General features: G+C 70.8%; 11 protein-coding genes and 1 pseudogene. 9 read left to right on the top strand and 3 right to left on the bottom strand.

Annotated features, from left to right (window positions below):
• The first annotated feature begins 96 nt into the window (after nt 1–96).
• The 4 genes from ACI2L1_RS09025 (at nt 97) to ACI2L1_RS09010 (ending at nt 4697) form a co-directional block, all read left to right on the top strand.
• Complete coding sequence (locus tag ACI2L1_RS09025; protein ID WP_404738637.1) at nt 97–1029, top strand: EamA family transporter; 933 nt, start codon at nt 97–99, stop codon at nt 1027–1029.
• A gap of 296 nt (nt 1030–1325) precedes the next feature.
• Nucleotides 1326–2375 carry an RNA polymerase subunit sigma-70 gene (locus tag ACI2L1_RS09020; RefSeq protein WP_404738636.1) on the top strand — a complete coding sequence of 350 codons (1050 nt, stop codon included), beginning with the start codon at nt 1326–1328 and terminating at the stop codon, nt 2373–2375.
• Nucleotides 2376–2452: 77 nt separating this feature from the next.
• Entirely contained in the window at nt 2453–3211 is a 759-nt protein-coding gene (locus tag ACI2L1_RS09015; RefSeq protein ID WP_404738635.1) for an SDR family NAD(P)-dependent oxidoreductase, read from the top strand.
• Between the two features lie 232 nt (nt 3212–3443).
• The gene (locus tag ACI2L1_RS09010) at nt 3444–4697 is read left to right on the top strand and encodes a M14 family zinc carboxypeptidase (protein WP_404738634.1); all 1254 of its coding nucleotides are present in this window, start codon (nt 3444–3446) and stop codon (nt 4695–4697) included.
• Nucleotides 4698–4725: 28 nt separating this feature from the next.
• Here ACI2L1_RS09010 and pepN read toward each other — a convergent pair whose 3' ends face one another.
• On the bottom strand, nt 4726–7302 hold the full coding sequence (gene pepN / locus ACI2L1_RS09005; RefSeq protein WP_404738633.1) for an aminopeptidase N: 2577 nt from the start codon (nt 7300–7302) through the stop codon (nt 4726–4728).
• 279 nt (nt 7303–7581) lie between these two features.
• Between pepN and ACI2L1_RS09000 the strand changes: the two are divergent.
• Nucleotides 7582–7704, top strand: a pseudogene (locus ACI2L1_RS09000) (DUF1203 domain-containing protein); the annotation flags it as partial.
• On the opposite strand, the gene ACI2L1_RS08995 reads toward ACI2L1_RS09000, so the two are convergent.
• The gene (locus ACI2L1_RS08995) at nt 7694–8710 is read right to left on the bottom strand and encodes an aspartate-semialdehyde dehydrogenase (RefSeq protein ID WP_404738632.1); all 1017 of its coding nucleotides are present in this window, start codon (nt 8708–8710) and stop codon (nt 7694–7696) included. The pseudogene ACI2L1_RS09000 and the gene ACI2L1_RS08995 overlap by 11 nt on opposite strands.
• Before the next feature lie 208 nt (nt 8711–8918).
• On the opposite strand from ACI2L1_RS08995, the gene ACI2L1_RS08990 reads away from it, so the two are divergent.
• Nucleotides 8919–9440 carry a sigma-70 family RNA polymerase sigma factor gene (locus ACI2L1_RS08990; RefSeq protein WP_404738631.1) on the top strand — a complete coding sequence of 174 codons (522 nt, stop codon included), beginning with the start codon at nt 8919–8921 and terminating at the stop codon, nt 9438–9440.
• Between the two features lies 1 nt (nt 9441).
• Complete coding sequence (locus ACI2L1_RS08985; RefSeq protein ID WP_404738630.1) at nt 9442–10146, top strand: hypothetical protein; 705 nt, start codon at nt 9442–9444, stop codon at nt 10144–10146.
• Between the two features lie 95 nt (nt 10147–10241).
• Here ACI2L1_RS08985 and ACI2L1_RS08980 read toward each other — a convergent pair whose 3' ends face one another.
• Complete coding sequence (locus ACI2L1_RS08980) at nt 10242–13544, bottom strand: S8 family serine peptidase (RefSeq protein WP_404738629.1); 3303 nt, start codon at nt 13542–13544, stop codon at nt 10242–10244.
• A 510-nt stretch (nt 13545–14054) separates the two neighbouring features.
• On the opposite strand from ACI2L1_RS08980, the gene ACI2L1_RS08975 reads away from it, so the two are divergent.
• Nucleotides 14055–14504, top strand: coding sequence for an NUDIX hydrolase (locus ACI2L1_RS08975; RefSeq protein WP_404738628.1), 450 nt, complete (start codon nt 14055–14057; stop codon nt 14502–14504).
• 233 nt (nt 14505–14737) lie between these two features.
• Complete coding sequence (locus tag ACI2L1_RS08970) at nt 14738–16504, top strand: TIGR03767 family metallophosphoesterase (protein ID WP_404738627.1); 1767 nt, start codon at nt 14738–14740, stop codon at nt 16502–16504.
• The last annotated feature ends 233 nt before the right edge of the window (nt 16505–16737 follow it).

Raw genomic sequence — 16737 nt, 5'->3', positions numbered from 1 at the left:
TATCCGTGGGTCCAGGGTCACCCGCAAGAAAGTGGCTTGCGAAAAAGTAGCTTAGGGGTAAGCTACTTCCTGCCAAGCCAATCGCGAGGGGAAGTCATGAACCGACCGGCCACCATCCTCCTCACTGCCCTCGCCCCCGTCTCCTGGGGCACCACCTACGCCGTCACCACCGAGTTCCTCCCGGCCGACCGGCCCCTGTTCACCGGCATGATGCGTGCCCTGCCCGCCGGGCTGGTGCTGCTCGCGCTCGCCCGGGTGCTGCCCCGGGGAGTGTGGTGGGGGAAGGCGGCGGTGCTCGGGGCGCTGAACATCGGGGCCTTCTTCCCGCTGCTGTTCCTGTCCGCGTACCGGCTGCCGGGCGGGATGGCCGCGGTCGTCGGCTCGGTCGGACCGCTGATCGTCGTGGGACTGTCGGCGGTGCTGCTGGGCCAGCGGCCCACGGCCCGGAGCGTGCTCACCGGTCTCGTCGCAGCGTTCGGCGTCAGCCTGGTCGTGCTCAAGGCGGCCGGGGCCCTCGACGTCGTCGGCGTCGTGGCGGCCCTCGCCTCCGCCGTCTCCATGTCCGCCGGGACCGTGCTGACCAAGCGCTGGGGCCGTCCCGACGGCGTGGGGCCCCTTGCGCTCACCGCCTGGCAGCTCACCGCCGGCGGCCTGCTCATCGCGCCCCTCGCGCTCCTGGTCGAGGGTGCCCCGCCCGCACTCGACGGCCGTGCGGCCGGTGGCTGCCTCTACCTCGCGCTCGCCAACACGGCGATCGCGTACTGGCTCTGGTTCCGCGGCATCGGCCGCCTCACCGCCACCCAGGTCACCTTCCTCGGCCCGCTGTCCCCGCTGACCGCCGCGGTCGTCGGCTGGGCGGCGCTCGGTCAGAGCCTGACACCGGTGCAACTGGCGGGTATGGCGGTGGCGTTCGGGGCGACGCTGGCGGGGCAGCTGGGGGCGCGGACGCCCACCGTCGGCCGGTCGTTCGGTTCCGCCGAGAGGAAGCGGACTCCGGAGGCGCTGCGGGACCTGTCAAGGGCGGTGTAACGTCACCCCGATTCCGCGTTACGCAACTCCCGGAGGCGCACGTGGCCGCAGACGTCTGCCCGGTGTGAGGCAAGCCGCTCGCCGCGCGGGCCGGACGCACGGGCCGTGGCTCCGTGTACTGCTCCGCCGCCTGCCGGCAGAAGGCCTACCGGGAACGGCGGCAGCCTCAGGGGTTGACCGTGCAGGGGCTCATCGAGGACATCGGGCGGTAGGCGGGACGGCTGGCGCCGCAGCCCCCCGACGTCCTCTATTCGACCGTCACCGAACTGTCGGCATCCGTCGCACAGTTGAAGAGGGTGGCCGGTACGGCACGCGACACAGCCCAGGACGCCGGGGATTCCGTAACAGCAGCCCCTGTAACGGAACTCGCCGAGATCGACTTCGCCGCCCTCACCGAGCAGTACCGCCGTGAGATCCAGGTGCACTGCTACCGCATGACCGGCTCCTACGACGAGGCCGAGGACCTCGTACAGGAGACCTTCCTGCGGGCCTGGCGGGCGCGGGACGGGTTCCAGGGCCGGGCCAGTGCTCGGACCTGGCTGTACCGGATCGCCACCAACGCCTGTCTGGATCAGCTGCGACGCACCGCGCGCCGCCCGCAGCGGTACGAGCCGGTGCCGGGGATGCGGCACGGGGAGGGGGAGCCGCCCGCCCGTATCACCTGGTTGCAGCCCTATCCGGATGACGAACTGCCCGTGGCCGACGACGAGTCGCCGGAGACGGCCGCCGTCTCCCGGGAGACCCTGGAGCTCGTCCTGCTGGCCGCCATCCAGCATCTGCCCGCCCGACAGCGGGCCGCCTTCGTCCTGCGGGACGCCCTCGGACTGACCGCCGCCGAGACCGCCGCGGCCCTGGAGACGAGCGTGGCCTCGGTCAACAGTGCACTTCAGCGGGCCAGACCGGTCCTGCGTGAACACCTGCCCCGGGAGCGGGCCGACTGGCGGGCCGCAGCGCCCACGGAGCAGCAACAGGCCGTGCTGGAGCGGTACATGGCCGCCGTGGAGCGTCTCGACCTCGACGCGATGGCCGCGCTGCTCGCCGAGGACGTCGTGCTGACCATGCCGCCGAACCCGTTCTGGTTCGTCGGCCGGGACGCGCTCGTCGACTTCGTACGGGTCAGCCTCGATCCCGAATCCCCGGCCTTCCTCGGCCACTGGCGCAGCCTGCCCGCCCGTGCCAACGGGCAGCTCGCGGTGGGCAACTACGTCCGCAGGCCCGGGACCAGCGTCTACCGCGCCCAGGTGATGGACGTCCTGCGGTTCGAGGAGGACGGTGACCGCATAGCGGAGATCACCTCCTTCGAGCCGCATCTCTTCCCCGCGTTCGGGCTGCCGCTGCGCCTGTGAGCCCGCGAGCGATGAGCATCCGGGGGTCGTGCGTCTGTATGGATGTCACGTACGAACCACTTCCAAGGAGTTCATCCATGCTGCTCACCGACAAGACCGCGATCGTCTACGGCGCCGGCGGATCGATCGGCGGGGCCGTGGCCCGTGCCTTCGCCGGGCAGGGGGCGCGGGTGCACCTCGTCGGCCGGACCCGGGAGACGCTGGAGGCGGTGGCCGCCGACATCAAGGACGCCGAGATCGCCGTCGTGGACGCGCTGGACGAGGCTGCCGTGGAGGCGCATGCCGACCGGGTCGGGGACATCGACATCTCCATCAACCTCGTCACGCGCGGCGATGTGCAGGGCGTGCCGCTGGTCGACATGGCCGCCGAGGACTTCCTGCGGCCGGTCACCGACGGTCTGCGGGCCACCTTCCTCACCGCCCGCGCCGCGGGACGCCGGATGGCCGCACGCGGTTCGGGTGTGATCCTCGCCCTCAACAGCGGTTCCGCGCACGGCAGTCCGATGATGGGCGGCACCGGTCCTGCCGACGGGGCGATCGACACGCTCGTGCGCAACCTGGCGATCGAGCTGGGGCCGCGCGGGGTGCGGGCGGTCGGTCTGTGGGTGGCCGGGGTGCCCGAGACGTTCACCGTCGAGAAGCTCGCCGCGGTCAACCCGGCGATCGACGAGGGTGCCGTCCAGGGCATCGTCGACAACCTGGCCGGGATGCGCATGACCCGCCGCAACCCCACCCTCGCCGAGGTCGCCGCCACCGCCGCCTTCCTTGCCTCGGACCACGCGGGCGGCATCACCGGTACGTTCGTCAACGCCACGGGCGGGATGGTGGCCGTCTGAGCCTGCGCACCCGCCACCAGGTGCGCAGCCACAGGGCGTGCAGTCCGCCGAGCGTGACGACGACGGCGATTCCGTCCAGACGGTCCGAAAGCGAGTGACCGGGGCCCGACTTGATCACGGCTCGCGCATCACATGCCCACCAAGATCGTGATTTGCCCGCTGGACAAGAAGGAGACCACTGGGGACAGTAACTCCCAGGGTGCTTGATCGGACCAGCGTTCGGAGGACCGGCGTGCGGACTTCGCTCTATCCGGCAGTCGACGAACTGGAGCGAAGGGCCCGTGCGCTGGTCCGCGCCGCTCCCGGCTCGCTGCGCCTCGCCCGGGTCGGGGAGAGCCGGGCCGGCCGGCCGCTGTGGCTGCTGTCCGCGGGACGGGGGGAGCGGAACATCCTCTCCGTAGCCGGTGCGCACGCCAACGAACCCGTGGGCGGGGCCTCGGCGTTACGGCTGGCCGCGCTGTTCGCGGGGCGGCCCGAACTGCTCGAACCCCTCGGCTGCACCTGGCATTTCCTGCTCTGCCTGGACCCCGACGGGGCGCACCTCGCGCACGGCTGGCAACCGGAGGAGCCGGAACCGTCTCTGACGGAATGTCACCGGGGTTTCTACCGGCCCGCGTTCGCCCGTCAGCCGGAGTCCCTTCCCCTGCCTCCCGGTGAACCGCTCCCCGAGTCGGCCGCCCTCGTCCGACTCCTGGACGAGCTGCGGCCGGTCGCCCAGTTCACCCTGCACGGCATCGAGTTCGGCGGGGCCTTCGTGATGATGACCCGGGAGGTGACCGGTGCCGCGGACACCTTCCGGCGGACGGCGGCCCGTCTGCGCGTCCCCGTCGACCGGCACCCCGTGGACGGCCCGGACTGGCGACTGGACCCGCCCGGCGTCCTCGTGCTGCCCGACGGTCATGGCCAGGGCGAACGCGACCCGAGCGGATTCGTCGCCGAGAGCACCTGGTTCTACCCACGCCGCCACGGCACCCTGACCACCCTGATCGAGGCACCCGCCTGGGCCGTGCCCTCGGTGAGCGACGCCCGGCCCGTCGCCGCCCCGGACCGCGAGACCGCGCGGCTGGGCGAGGTGCTCCTCGGCCGGAGCGAGGAACTCGCGGCGGTCCTCGGAACCCGGCTCGACGACATGGCCGTACCGGAGGATCTCGCGCCGCTGCGGGACGCCGCGCGGGAGCTGCTGGGCGTGGCGCCGTCGATCGTCGAGGGCTGGGGGGAGGAGGAACCGGGCCGGTTCCACGGCCACTTCGCGACCCGCGGGATCTCCGCCCGCCGTATCCCGCTCAGGGTGGCGGCGATGGCGAGCCGCGCCCTGGCCCCCGCCGACCCCCGGGTCGGCGAGATCCTCGACGACCTGGTGCGCGAGTGGAGTCAGGAGCTGGAGAAGACGTACGACCTCAGATGGGTGCCGGTGGCCGCGCAGACCGGGCTGCATGTGCGGACGATGCTGAACACGGCCCGGCTGGTGTGTGCGGGAGACGGGTGACCGGTGGCCGCCCGTCTCCCGCCGTGCCCTACTGGGCGGCCTGTGCGTCCGCCGCCTGGGCCTTCAGCGCCCGCTCCACGCCCGACCGCGACTCGGACACGAGCCGCCGCAGGGCCGCGTTCGGCTGCGCCGAGGCGAGCCAGGCGTCCGTCTTGTCCAGGGTCTCCTGGGAGACCTGGAGCGACGGGTAGAGGCCGACCGCGATCTGCTGGGCGATCTCGTGCGAACGGGACTCCCAGATGTCCTTGACCACCTCGAAGTACCGGTCCGTGTACGACGCGAGCAGCTCCCGCTGGTCGGTCTGCACGAACCCGCCGATGACGGCCTCCTGGACGGCGTTGGGCAGCTTGTCGGACTCGACGACCTGCGCCCAGGCCTCCGCCTTCGCCTCCTCGGTCGGCCGGGACGCCCGGGCGGTCGCCGCGTGCCGCTCACCCGCCGCGGTCTTGTCCCGCTCGTACTCGCCGGCGATCTCCGACTCGTCGTAGCGGCCCACCGCGGCCAGCCGCTGCACGAACGCCCAGCGCAGCTCCGTGTCGACGGCCAGGCCCTCGACGACCTGGGACCCGTCGAGCAGTCCCTCCAGGAGGTCCAGCTGCTCCGGCGTCCGGGCCGTCGCCGCGAACGCGCGCGCCCACGCCAGCTGGTGGTCGCTGCCCGCCGCCGCGGACCGCAGATGGGCCAGCGTGGCGTCGGTCCAGCGGGTCAGCAGCGCCTCCCGGGCGGTGGGAGCGGCGTACAGCTCGATCGCCAGCTTCACCTGCCGGTGCAGCGACTGCACGACACCGATGTCGGACTCCTTGCCGATGCCCGACAGCACGAGGGACAGGTAGTCGCGGGTGGCCAGTTCGGCGTCGCGCGTCATGTCCCACGCCGACGCCCAGCACAGCGCGCGCGGCAGCGAGGACTCGAAGTCGCCGAGGTGTTCCGTGACGAAGGCCAGCGACTGCTCGTCGAGGCGGACCTTGGCGTACGACAGGTCGTCGTCGTTGAGGAGCACCACCGCCGGACGGCGCTTGCCGACCAGCTGCGGTACGGCCGTCAGCTCGCCGTCCACGTCCAGCTCGATCCGCTCGTCCCGGACCAACTTGCCGCTGTCCTCGTCGAGTTCGTACAGACCGACCGCGATGCGGTGGGGCCGGAGCGTCGGCTCGCCCTTCGCGCCGGCGGGCAGGGCGGGGGCCTCCTGGCGAATGGCGAAGGAGGTGATCACACCCTCCCCGTCCGTCTCGATCTCCGGGCGCAGGATGTTGATACCGGCCGTCTGCAGCCACTTCTGCGACCAGTTCCCGAGGTCACGGCCGGAGGTCTCCTCCAGTGCGCCCAGCAGGTCGGACAGACGGGTGTTGCCGAACGCGTGGCGCTTGAAGTACGCCTGCACCCCGCCGAAGAACTCGTCCATGCCGACGTAGGCGACGAGCTGCTTGAGGACGGAGGCGCCCTTGGCGTAGGTGATGCCGTCGAAGTTGACCAGCACGTCGTCCAGGTCGCCGATCTCGGCCATGATCGGGTGCGTGGACGGCAGCTGGTCCTGGCGGTACGCCCATGTCTTCATGGAGTTGGCGAAGGTGGTCCAGGAGTGCGGCCACCGGCTGTCCGGGGCGTACGCCTGGCAGGCGATGGAGGTGTAGGTGGCGAACGACTCGTTCAGCCACAGGTCGTTCCACCACTCCATGGTCACGAGGTCGCCGAACCACATGTGGGCCAGCTCGTGCAGGATGGTCTCGGCGCGCATCTCGTACGCGGCGTCGGTCACCTTGGACCGGAAGACGTACTGGTCGCGGATGGTGACCGCGCCGGCGTTCTCCATCGCGCCCGCGTTGAACTCCGGCACGAACAGCTGGTCGTACTTCTTGAACGGGTACGCGTAGTCGAACTTCTCCTGGAACCACTCGAAGCCCTGCCGGGTCACCTCGAAGATGGCGTCCGAGTCGAGGTGTTCGGCGAGCGAGGGGCGGCAGTAGATGCCCAGCGGCACGGACTGGCCGTCCTTCTCGTACACGCTGTGCACGGAGTGGTACGGGCCGACGATCAGGGCCGTGATGTACGACGAGATCCGCGGGGTCGGCTCGAAGACCCAGACGTCGTCCTTCGGCTCCGGCGTCGGGGAGTTGGAGATGACCGTCCAGCCGTTCGGCGCCTTCACGGTGAACTGGAAGGTGGCCTTGAGGTCGGGTTGCTCGAAGGAAGCGAAGACGCGGCGGGCGTCCGGTACCTCGAACTGGGTGTACAGGTACGCCTGCTGGTCGACCGGGTCGACGAAGCGGTGCAGGCCCTCACCGGTGTTGGTGTACGCCGCGTCGGCGACGACCCGCAGGATGTTGCGGCCCTCCAGCAGCCCGGGCAGCGCGATCCGGGAGTCCTTGAAGACCTCGGCCGGGTCCAGCGCGTCGCCGTTGAGCGTGACCTCGTGGACCGTCGGGGCCACCAGGTCGATGAAGGACTCCGTCCCGTTCTCGGCCACGTCGAAGCGCACCGTGGTCACGGACCGGTAGGTACCGCCCTCCTGCGCGCCGGAGAGGTCGAGATCGATCTCGTAGGACTCGACGCTGAGCAGCGCGGCCCGCTGCTGAGCCTCTTCGCGAGTCAGGTTTGTGCCAGGCACGCGGTCATCTCCTCGTTTCCTCGTTATGAGTAGGTTCGGCGGTCCGGCCATCCTTCCACGAACTGTCTCCTACGGATCGGGGGATTACCCTGCGGATTCGTGTGCGGCCGGTGTCCTGGGGGCTGCGCCCCCGGATCCCCGTCGGCCCGAAGGGCCTCGTCCTCGAACGCCGGACGGGCTGGATGCGGCCCAGCCGAATTTCAGCCCCTCCGGCGTTTGAGGAGCGGGGGCGCGGGGGCGGAGCCCCCGCAACGGGGGTCGAAGGGGGCGGAGCCCCCCCTCGACGACGTCGCCCTCCGGAACGCGTTCGACGACCCGTCCGTGGCGGTCGTCCACGTCCGGGCCGTCGAGTACGGCTGTTTCCTCTACGAGGTGCGCAGGCCCCTGAGGGTCAGCCCTTGAGCTCCGCCGCCACCAACTCCGCGATCTGCACCGCGTTCAGCGCGGCGCCCTTGCGGAGGTTGTCGTTGGAGATGAACAGGGCGAGGCCGTGGTCGACGGTCTCGTCGCGGCGGATGCGGCCGACGAAGGAGGCGTCCTGGCCGGCGGCCTGGAGGGGGGTCGGGATGTCCGAGAGGGTGACGCCGGGGGCGCCCGCCAGGATCTCCGTCGCGCGCTCCGGGGAGATCGGGCGGGCGAAGCGGGCGTTGACCTGGAGGGAGTGGCCGGAGAAGACCGGGACGCGGACGCAGGTGCCGGAGACCTTCAGCTCGGGGAGCTCCAGGATCTTGCGGGACTCGTTGCGGAGCTTCTGCTCCTCGTCGGTCTCGTTCAGGCCGTCCTCGACGAGGTTGCCCGCGAAGGGCAGGACATTGAAGGCGATGGGCCGCTTGTAGACCTGCGGCTCGGGGAAGTCGACCGCCCCGCCGTCGTGGGTCAGCTTGTCCGCGTCGGCGGCGACCTTCTGCACTTGGCCGTGCAGCTCCGCCACGCCCGCGAGGCCGGAGCCGGACACCGCCTGGTACGTGGTGGCGATCAGCGTCTCCAGGCCCGCCTCGGTGTCCAGCACCTTCAGGACCGGCATCGCGGCCATCGTGGTGCAGTTCGGGTTGGCGATGATCCCCTTGGGGCGGTCCGCGATGGCGTGCGGGTTCACCTCGGAGACGACGAGGGGGACCTCGGGGTCCTTGCGCCAGGCGGAGGAGTTGTCGATCACTACAGCGCCCTGCGAGGCGACCTTCTCGGCCAGCGCCTTCGAGGTCGCGCCACCCGCCGAGAACAGCACGATGTCCAGGCCGGTGTAGTCGGCCGTCGCCGCGTCCTCCACCGTCACGCCGTCCAGGACCGAGCCCGCCGAGCGCGCGGAGGCGAACAGGCGCAGCTCCGTGACCGGGAAGTTCCGCTCCTTGAGGATCCCGCGCATGACCGTGCCGACCTGTCCGGTGGCTCCGACGATTCCGACCCTCACGGTGACTCCCTCACGTGTTGCTGTGTGTCTGCGGCGTTTCCATCATGCGGCCGACCCGGGTCCGCCTGTCCAATTCTTTGCGCTCCATGCCCGAGGAATGGACTGCTCGGGGGTGTGACGTACGCCTCTGAACGCATTTCCCGGGGATCCGCCGAACGTTTCCGTGCGCTGCGGCGTCGTAGAGGAAACGCGGTGAGGGGGGTGGCTTGTGCTGCGCAGAAGGGCACGCCGGGTCCAGCAGGACGACGATCCTCTGGACGCGGCGCAGGAACGCCGGGTGCGGGCGGTGCTCGCGCTGGGCGGGGTGCCGCAGGCGGACCTGCCGGACGGGGTGCAGCAGGTCCGCCTGCGGTTGCTGGAGCGGGAGGCGAAGGGGTACGAGGCGCCGCGGGACGTGTCCGCGTGGGCCGCGGTCGTCGCCTCCAACCTCGCCATGGACTGGCACCGGGCCAAGAAGCGCCAGGAGCGGCTGGGGGAGCGCCTGGCCTCGCTCAGGCAGCACGAGCACCCCTCGGGGGAGGACACCAGCGTGCTCTCCCTCGCCGTCGCGCAGGGCCTGGACGAGCTGCCCGACCAGCAGCGCCAGGTCCTGCTGCTGCGGTTCTTCGCCGATCTGCCGGTGCGCTCGATCGCCCAGGAGCTGGGCGTCCCTGAGGGCACGGTCAAGAGCCGCCTGCACACGGCGGTCCGGGCCCTGCGCGCCCGTCTGCACGAGGACGAGGTGGTGTGACATGACCGCGGAACACGACGGTCTCGATGCCTTGATGGCCGCCATCACCGACGAACCACTGCCCGAGAGCGCCGCCGACGACCCGGCTTTCCTCGCCGAGCACCGCTCGGCCCTGGCCGACATCGCACTGCTGAGGGAACAGCTCGGGATCATCGGCGGGGCACTGGCCGAGCCGGCACCGGCCGCGAAACCCGTTCCCGTACGACCCTCCCGGGCCCGCCGCCGCGCCCGCACCCTCGCCTTCGGCACCCTCGCCGTGGCTGCCGTCGCCGGTGTGGTCACGGGCATGGGCTGGCTGATCGGGCACAGCGGCTCGGCCGGCTCCGACTCGGCCAGCAGCGCCGACTCGGGCTCCTCCAAGGCGGAATCCGGGGCCCGCTTCGGCAGCCCGGTCTACCTGGCCTGCGCCACCACGGTCGCCGAGGGCGAGGTCACCGTGGTCAAGGAGCTCCCCGCCACCGGGGAACTCCAGGTCACCGTGCATGTGAGCCGCTACTACAAGCCGACCGTCGGCGTCGCGGACGTCACCTATTTGATCGGCGCGTACGACCTTCCGGAGCCCCTTGCCAAGGGCACCCGCGTCCTGTTCGGCGTGTCCGAGGGTTCCCCGAGCCCCGATCACTGGGTCCTCGGGGAGAAGGAGATCGCCCGGGAGCGGGCCTGGGTCACCGCCTCGCTGCCCGAGTCACGCACGCTGTCCTGCTGAGGCACGAGAAAGGCCGAGGCACGAGAAAGGGCGGGCGCCCTCACGGACGCCCGCCCACAGGGCCTGCCCGGCCCTTGTCGCCGTACGGAGAAGTGTTACGGCGTGACCTTCTCGATCTTCACGTTGCCGACGCCCGCGACCGTGCCGCGCGCGTTGACGAGGCTGACCTGGCCGAAGAACTCACGGCCCTCCGGGGCGGCCGCCAGGGCGGTGACGCTGCCGGAGACGGTCGTCGAGGCGCCGGTGGCGAGCTTGACCGGCGCGTCGGAGACGGTGACGGTGCCCAGGGCGCTGGAGAAGAACACGTCCTGGTAGTCGTACGCCGTGGAACCGGCCGGGACCGCGTAGCCCGCGACCTCGATGGTGTACGTGCCGGCGGCCGGGTTCGCCACCGAGACGGCCTCCTCCGAGTCGCCGTCGGCGGACTGACCGACCACGGAGCCCGAGGCGTCGTAGACCGTCAGGTCGAGGTCGGCGGAGGCGTCGGAGACGTTGCCGATGGCCACGTCGAGGGACGTGGCGCCCGCGGGCACCTCGACCGTGGTGGTCTGGGTGGCGCCCTCGGCGATCGTCGGGCGGGCCGTCCTGGACGAACCGAGCGGGCCGCCGACCAGCTTGCCGTCGACCGCCGCGAGGTTGTTGGTCACCTTCCAGGAGGCGGTGACCGGGGTGCCGACCTTGGCCTCGGGAACGGTCACGGTCTCCGGGTCGAAGGCCGCGCCGTAGACGGCGACGTCCAGCTTGTACGGGTTGTCGAGCAGCGGAGAGGTGCGGCGCGACTCGACCTCGATCTCCCAGACACCGGCCTGCGGGTCGGCGTAGGAACGGGCGTCCGGCTTGCAGCCGTTGCCGTCGAGGTAGTTGTTGTAGCAGTACGGGGTGCCGGTGTTGTCGACCGGGACGCCGTAGGGGTGGATGGCGATGAACCGGGTCTGGCTCTTGTCCTTCAGCCCGCTCATCGCGATCTCCAGCGACTTGGCGCCCTCGGGCACGGTCACGAAGTACGACTGCGTGCTGTTGCGCTGCACGGTGTTCGACGCGCTGTAGGTGTACTTCACCGGCGAGGAGACCACGACCGTGTTGAGGATCTGCTTGTCGATCCCCTCGGTCTTCGGGTCGTCGACCTCCAGGATCGCGCTCTTGAGGCCGGCGGTCGGCGACTTGGCGGCGATCTTGACGGTGACCGGCTTGTTCAGGCCCAGCTTGATCTCGTCCGAACCGACGATGGAGAAGGTGCCGGAGGCGTTGTTCTCCAGGTGCAGCTCGTGGCGGATCGCCTTGTCGGCGCCGGACGTACGGGTGATGGTGACCTCGTACGACTTCTTCACGCCGGCCTTCAGGCCGCCCTCACGGTCGTAGATGCCGGTGCCGAAGCCCGGGGTCTTCAGGAACTGGTCGATCGCGGTGTCGACCGGCGCCTTCACGGTGTACTCGTGGGCCGTGGCGCCGTCCTTGATGGAGTCCCAGGCGTCCACGATGTTGATGAGGCCCGCGCCCTCCTCGTACGCCTGCACACCCTTGATGTGGTCGGCGGTCGAGGTCAGGGCGGTGCGCAGGGTGGCCGGCGTCAGGGCGATGCCCTTCTGCTTGGCGGCGCTCAGCAGCAGCGCGGAGGCGCCGGTGGCCTGCGGGGAGGCCATCGAGGTGCCCTGGAGCATCGAGTAGCCGGCCGGCAGCGAGTAGCCCGACTCGGCGACCGGGGAGCCCGGCAGCCAGGTCTGCGTGGTGTTGATGGCCGCGCCCGGGGCGGACAGGGTCGGCGTGAAGCCGCCGTCCTCACGCGGACCGCGCGAGGAGAACGGCATCATCGCGTACTTCTTCTCCACGGCGGAGCCGTAGTTGGCGGCCCAGGTCGCCTTGGAGATGGTCGCGCCGACCGAGATGACCTTGTCGGCCAGGCCGGGGTCGCCGATGGTGTTGGCGCCGGGGCCGGAGTTGCCCGCGGAGATCACCAGCTGGACGCCGTAGGTGTCGATGAGGCGCGTGTAGAGCTCGGCGCGCGCGTTGTTGCCGTCGTTCAGGGCCGGCAGGCCGCCGATCGACATGTTGACGATGTCGACACCGCGGTTGACGACGAGGTCGATCATGCCCTCGGTCAGCGCCACGTTGGTGCAGCCGCCGGTCCAGGTGCAGGCACGGGAGGAGACGAGCTTCGCGCCCGGGGCCGCGCCGTTCATCTTGCCGCCGAACAGGCCGTTGGCGGCGGTGATACCGGCGACGTGCGTGCCGTGCTCGGACTCTATGACGCCGATGTTGACGTAGTCGGCCTTGTTGCCAGCGGCGTCGTAGACGACGTCCTTGCGGATCTCGACGACGAACGGCTGGCGCTCGACGACATCGGTCGACGGGTTGTCCGTGCCGAAGTATCCGACCTGGTAGCCGTCCTTGTACGGCTTCATCGGCGTGTCGTCGCCGAAGTCCTGGTTGTTGTTCAGGTCGACCCGGACGGTCCCGGCGGCCTTGTCGTACAGCACGCCCCAGGTGTCGGTGGTGTCGCCGTCGCGGTTCGCGTCACCGGCGGCGTCGCCGCCCGTGGTGGCGGCCTCACGGAACAGGTTGACCTGGTACGACCCGGCGGGCGCCGTCCAGGTGCGGCCGTCGAAGGTGAAGCTCGGGCCGGAGACCGCGGTGGTCATCCGTCGCCAGGTGGCGTCGCCGTCGGAGACCGGGTCGGTCGACGTCACCCAGTCGACGATCTTCCGCTCACCGGTGGTGGTCTTCTGCAGGGCCGGGTGGCCGAGGTCGACGCCGGAGTCCAGGATGCCGATCGTGACACCGCGGCCGTCCGCCTTCGGGTGGTCCTTCACGAAGTCGACGGCGCCCGTCTCGAAGGACGGGTTGTACGGGTTCTCGGCGGGGGTGTTCTTGTTCGGCGCCGGGTAGGTCGTCGTGGCCTTGTTCTCGGCGTTCGCGGCGCCCTTCGCGGTGTCGGCGCTCGGCGTGGGGTCGTCCAGCGGGATGTCCTGCTTGACGTCGATGCCGTGCACGGAGGAGAGCTTCGCGGCGGCGGCGATGGCCGAGTCGGCCTTCGTGGTGGGGACGGTGGCCCGGACGTAACCGAGCTTGTCGTAGGTCTGGCCCACCAGGCCGCCCTTGACCGCGTCCAGCTCCTCGGCGACCTGCTCGGTCTTGCCGGGGGCGGTGGCGACCATCAGCGTGATGGTCTTGTCGCCGTCGGCCTTGGCCTCGGCGAGCGCGTCGGCGTCGTCCGAACCGAGCTTCTCGGCGGCGGACTTCAGGCCCAGGTCCGACGTGGCGGGGGCGTCGTCCGCGACGGCGGAGTAGGCCATGGGTATCGGCCCCGCCGCGGAGAGCGCGGCGACCAGACCGGCGGCAGCGGCTGTCCGCGCCACACGTCTCGCGCCGGATATCGGAGCGCGCTGGGGGGTGAGGGTCATCGGCATCCCTTGTAGGTAAAGGAACGAGCTGGCGTGTGACCAGAACCGATCGATCCTGGCCACGGTCATCCGGAATGAGACCCCGGATGACCGCACAGCTTTACGCATGGGAAGGATGTTTAGGGAGAGTTGACCGAATCGATATGGGTGTATGGGGAAAACCCGCGATGCCCTTTGGGGACATCGGTGAAGGTGCGTGAGGAAGCGGGCAATTCGCCTCGATGACCCTCAGGTGCCCCTGGTGCGCGCGTAATGCCGGGACGCCTTCGCGCGGTTGTCGCAGCTCCTTCGAGCGTCGGCGCCGCTGGTCGCGGGCGGCGAGCCCGGCGGAACCCAGGGCGGGGCAGCTCAACTCCGGCCGCTCGACGGGCCCTTGGAGAGTCGGCGAGATCCGGACACACCCGTGCCCGGTGTACGGGAGGCCGAGGAGACCCCTCGGAGCGTCCGCCGCGCTGGTCCGCGCCCGCATACTCACCTGCCGATCCGGAGTCGGCGGGCTAACTTCCTCGTATGCGCGAGACGTTGAGGGTGGCGGCCTACGCCATATGCGTTCGTGACGGACAGCTCCTGCTCGCCCGGTGGATCGGCGACGACGGCCGGCCCGAGTGGACGCTGCCCGGCGGCGGTATGGAGCACGGCGAGGATCCCTATGACACCGTGCTGCGCGAGGTGGAGGAGGAGACCGGCTACCGCATCGAGGGCACCGGCCTGCTCGGTGTCTGCACCCGCCGGCACACGCTCCGCCGCCGCTTCGGCCGCAGGGTCGACCACCACGGCGTGGGGCTCGTGTACGCGGCCGAGGTCACCGGAGGCGAGCTGCGCTTCGAGGTCGGCGGCTCCACGGACATGGCCCAGTGGCACGATCTGGACGCGGTACCCGCGCTGAACCGGGTGCCGCTGGTCGACGAGGGACTGCGGCTGTGGCGGGAGCGCCCGGTGACCGGACGGCCCAGGGAATAGGTGTCGTACCCCGGAAGATGAACACGGAGTGACCGCCCCCCGGCTGTTCGACGAGCGCTCCTGAACGCGCAGGGTGGGCCAAGATCGACGTACGGTGATCGGCGTTGCGCGTTGCCGTCTCGTTCACGCGCAGGTCATCCCCGGTGCCAAGCATCCAGAGCGAGCGGGTTGTTCGCGAACGCGATCACCCCGCGACCACTGCCGACGCAGTTCGCACTCGGGGAGATCGCGCCATGTCGCGCATACGCTCTGTCGCCAGCGACACGCTGGGGGTCCACCGCCGTACCGTCCTCGCCGCCGCAGGCGCGGCCGCCGTCTCCGTGGGCGTCGGCTACGCCCTGCGGCCCACCGACAGCCAGGCCGCGACCGCCACCGCCGAGGCACCGGTGGCCCAGTCCGTGCAGTCCCTGCACAAGGCCGCCCCGGCCGCGGCCCCGCTCGCCCCGTACACCCGCGGCACCACCGTCGCCTCCATCGCCGCCCCGCGCACGAGCTCCGGCTACCGGCGCCTCGGCGACGGCCCCGGCTGGAGCCGCAAGGTGCGCTCCGAACTCGCCGCCCCGAAGTCCGGGCGGGCCGGCCGACGCACCTCGCTGGCCGCGTTCGTGCAGCTCACCGACCTGCATCTGATGGACAGCCAGCACCCGATGCGCCTGGAGTACCTGCGCTCCACCGACGTGCACGCCTGGCGGCCCCAGGAGGCGCTGACCGTGCCCGGCGCCATCTCGCTCGTCGAGCGGATCAACGCCCTGCGCGGCGCCCCCGTCACCGGCGCCCCGCTCCAGTTCGCCATGACGACCGGCGACAACACGGACAACAACTCGCGCACCGAGCTGGACTGGTTCCTCACCGTCATGAGCGGCGGCCGGATCACCCCCAACTCCGGGGACCCGCGCCACTACGAGGGCGTCCAGAACAGCGGCCTCAAGCAGTACTGGCAGCCCGACTCCACCACCCGCGACGCCGACAAGCAGCTCGGCTTCCCGCACCTTCAGGGCTATCTGGCCGCCGCCATCCGGGAGTTGAACAGCCCCGGCCTCTCCATCCCCTGGTACTCCACGGTCGGCAACCACGACAGCCTGCCGCTGGGCTGCTACGGCCACGGCGACTCCTGGCTCGCCGAGTACGCCGTCGGCGGGAAGAAGCTGATGTCGCTGCCGGCGTCCGAGTCGAAGAAGCTCCAGGACATGATCAGGAAGGCCAACGACCCCCAGGGCCACGCCTTCCGCGACCTGCTCAAGGCGCACGCCCGCAGCATGCGCTCGGTCACCCCCGACGAGCGGCGCGCCCCCTACACCGCCCGCGACTACCTCAAGGCCCACCTCGACCCCGCGCACCGGGGCGTGGGCCCGGTCGGCCACGGCTACTCCACCGCCAACCTCGACGCGGGCACCCAGTACTACAGCTTCCGCATCGCCGACGACGTCGTCGGCATCAGCCTCGACACCACCGACCCGGGCGGCCACTACCAGGGGTCCATCGGCACCAAGCAGCTGCGCTGGCTGGACCGGATGTTGCGGGAGAACAAGGACTCCCACGTCGTCGTCTTCAGCCACCACACCAGCGACTCGATGGACAACACCCGCCCCGACCCGGCCCACCCGGGCGAGCGGCGGCACAACGGCCAGGAGGTCGTCGCCCTCCTCGGCAGCCACAGCAACGTCCTGGCCTGGGTCAACGGGCACATCCACCGCAATGTGATCACCGCCCACTCGGCCCCCGACGGCCGCTCCTTCTGGGAGATCTCCACCGCCTCCCACATCGACTTCCCGCACCTCGCCCGGGTCATCGAGCTGGTCGACAACAAGGACGGCACGGTCTCGATCTTCACCACCCTGATCGAGTCGGCGGCCCCGCACCGCACGGACTTCACCGACCTCTCCCAGACCGGCCTCGCCGCCCTCTACCGCGAACTGGCCTACAACGCCCCCGGTTCGAGCGACAAGCTGGGCGGCGCCTCGGGGGACCGGAACACGGAGCTGGTGCTGAAGAAGGGCTAAAACCGGCTCAACCGGCCGCACCCACCTCGACCTTCCCCTCCCGGCGCGGGTCCCTCCCGCCGCCTCCGACGCCGTCGCTCTCACCTCCGCCTGGGGGGAGGCGGCCCCACGGGCGGGCCTGGCACCGGTACTCGCCGCGAGCCATGAACGCTTCAGCCGTACGAGAATCCGTTCTGGAACCCGCGCGTACACACCGAGGAGGGACCCCGGCTCCCCAGTGCCGAAGGCCCCTC

Source organism: Streptomyces sp. NPDC019531 (assembly GCF_044903305.1).
Taxonomy (GTDB): Bacteria; Actinomycetota; Actinomycetes; order Streptomycetales; family Streptomycetaceae; genus Streptomyces.
Note: the sequence above shows the minus strand (reverse complement) of the source record. Positions and strands in the feature narration are given on the sequence as shown.

Bases quoted from the DNA above. Each gene is read 5' to 3' on its own strand.
- ACI2L1_RS09015 (WP_404738635.1), top strand. From the start codon at position 2,453: ATGCTGCTCACCGACAAGACCGCGATCGTCTACGGCGCCGGCGGATCG.
- ACI2L1_RS09025 (WP_404738637.1), top strand. From the start codon at position 97: ATGAACCGACCGGCCACCATCCTCCTCACTGCCCTCGCCCCCGTCTCC.
- ACI2L1_RS08970 (WP_404738627.1), top strand. From the start codon at position 14,738: ATGTCGCGCATACGCTCTGTCGCCAGCGACACGCTGGGGGTCCACCGC.
- ACI2L1_RS08975 (WP_404738628.1), top strand. From the start codon at position 14,055: ATGCGCGAGACGTTGAGGGTGGCGGCCTACGCCATATGCGTTCGTGAC.
- ACI2L1_RS08985 (WP_404738630.1), top strand. From the start codon at position 9,442: ATGACCGCGGAACACGACGGTCTCGATGCCTTGATGGCCGCCATCACC.
- ACI2L1_RS08980 (WP_404738629.1), bottom strand. From the start codon at position 13,544: ATGACCCTCACCCCCCAGCGCGCTCCGATATCCGGCGCGAGACGTGTG.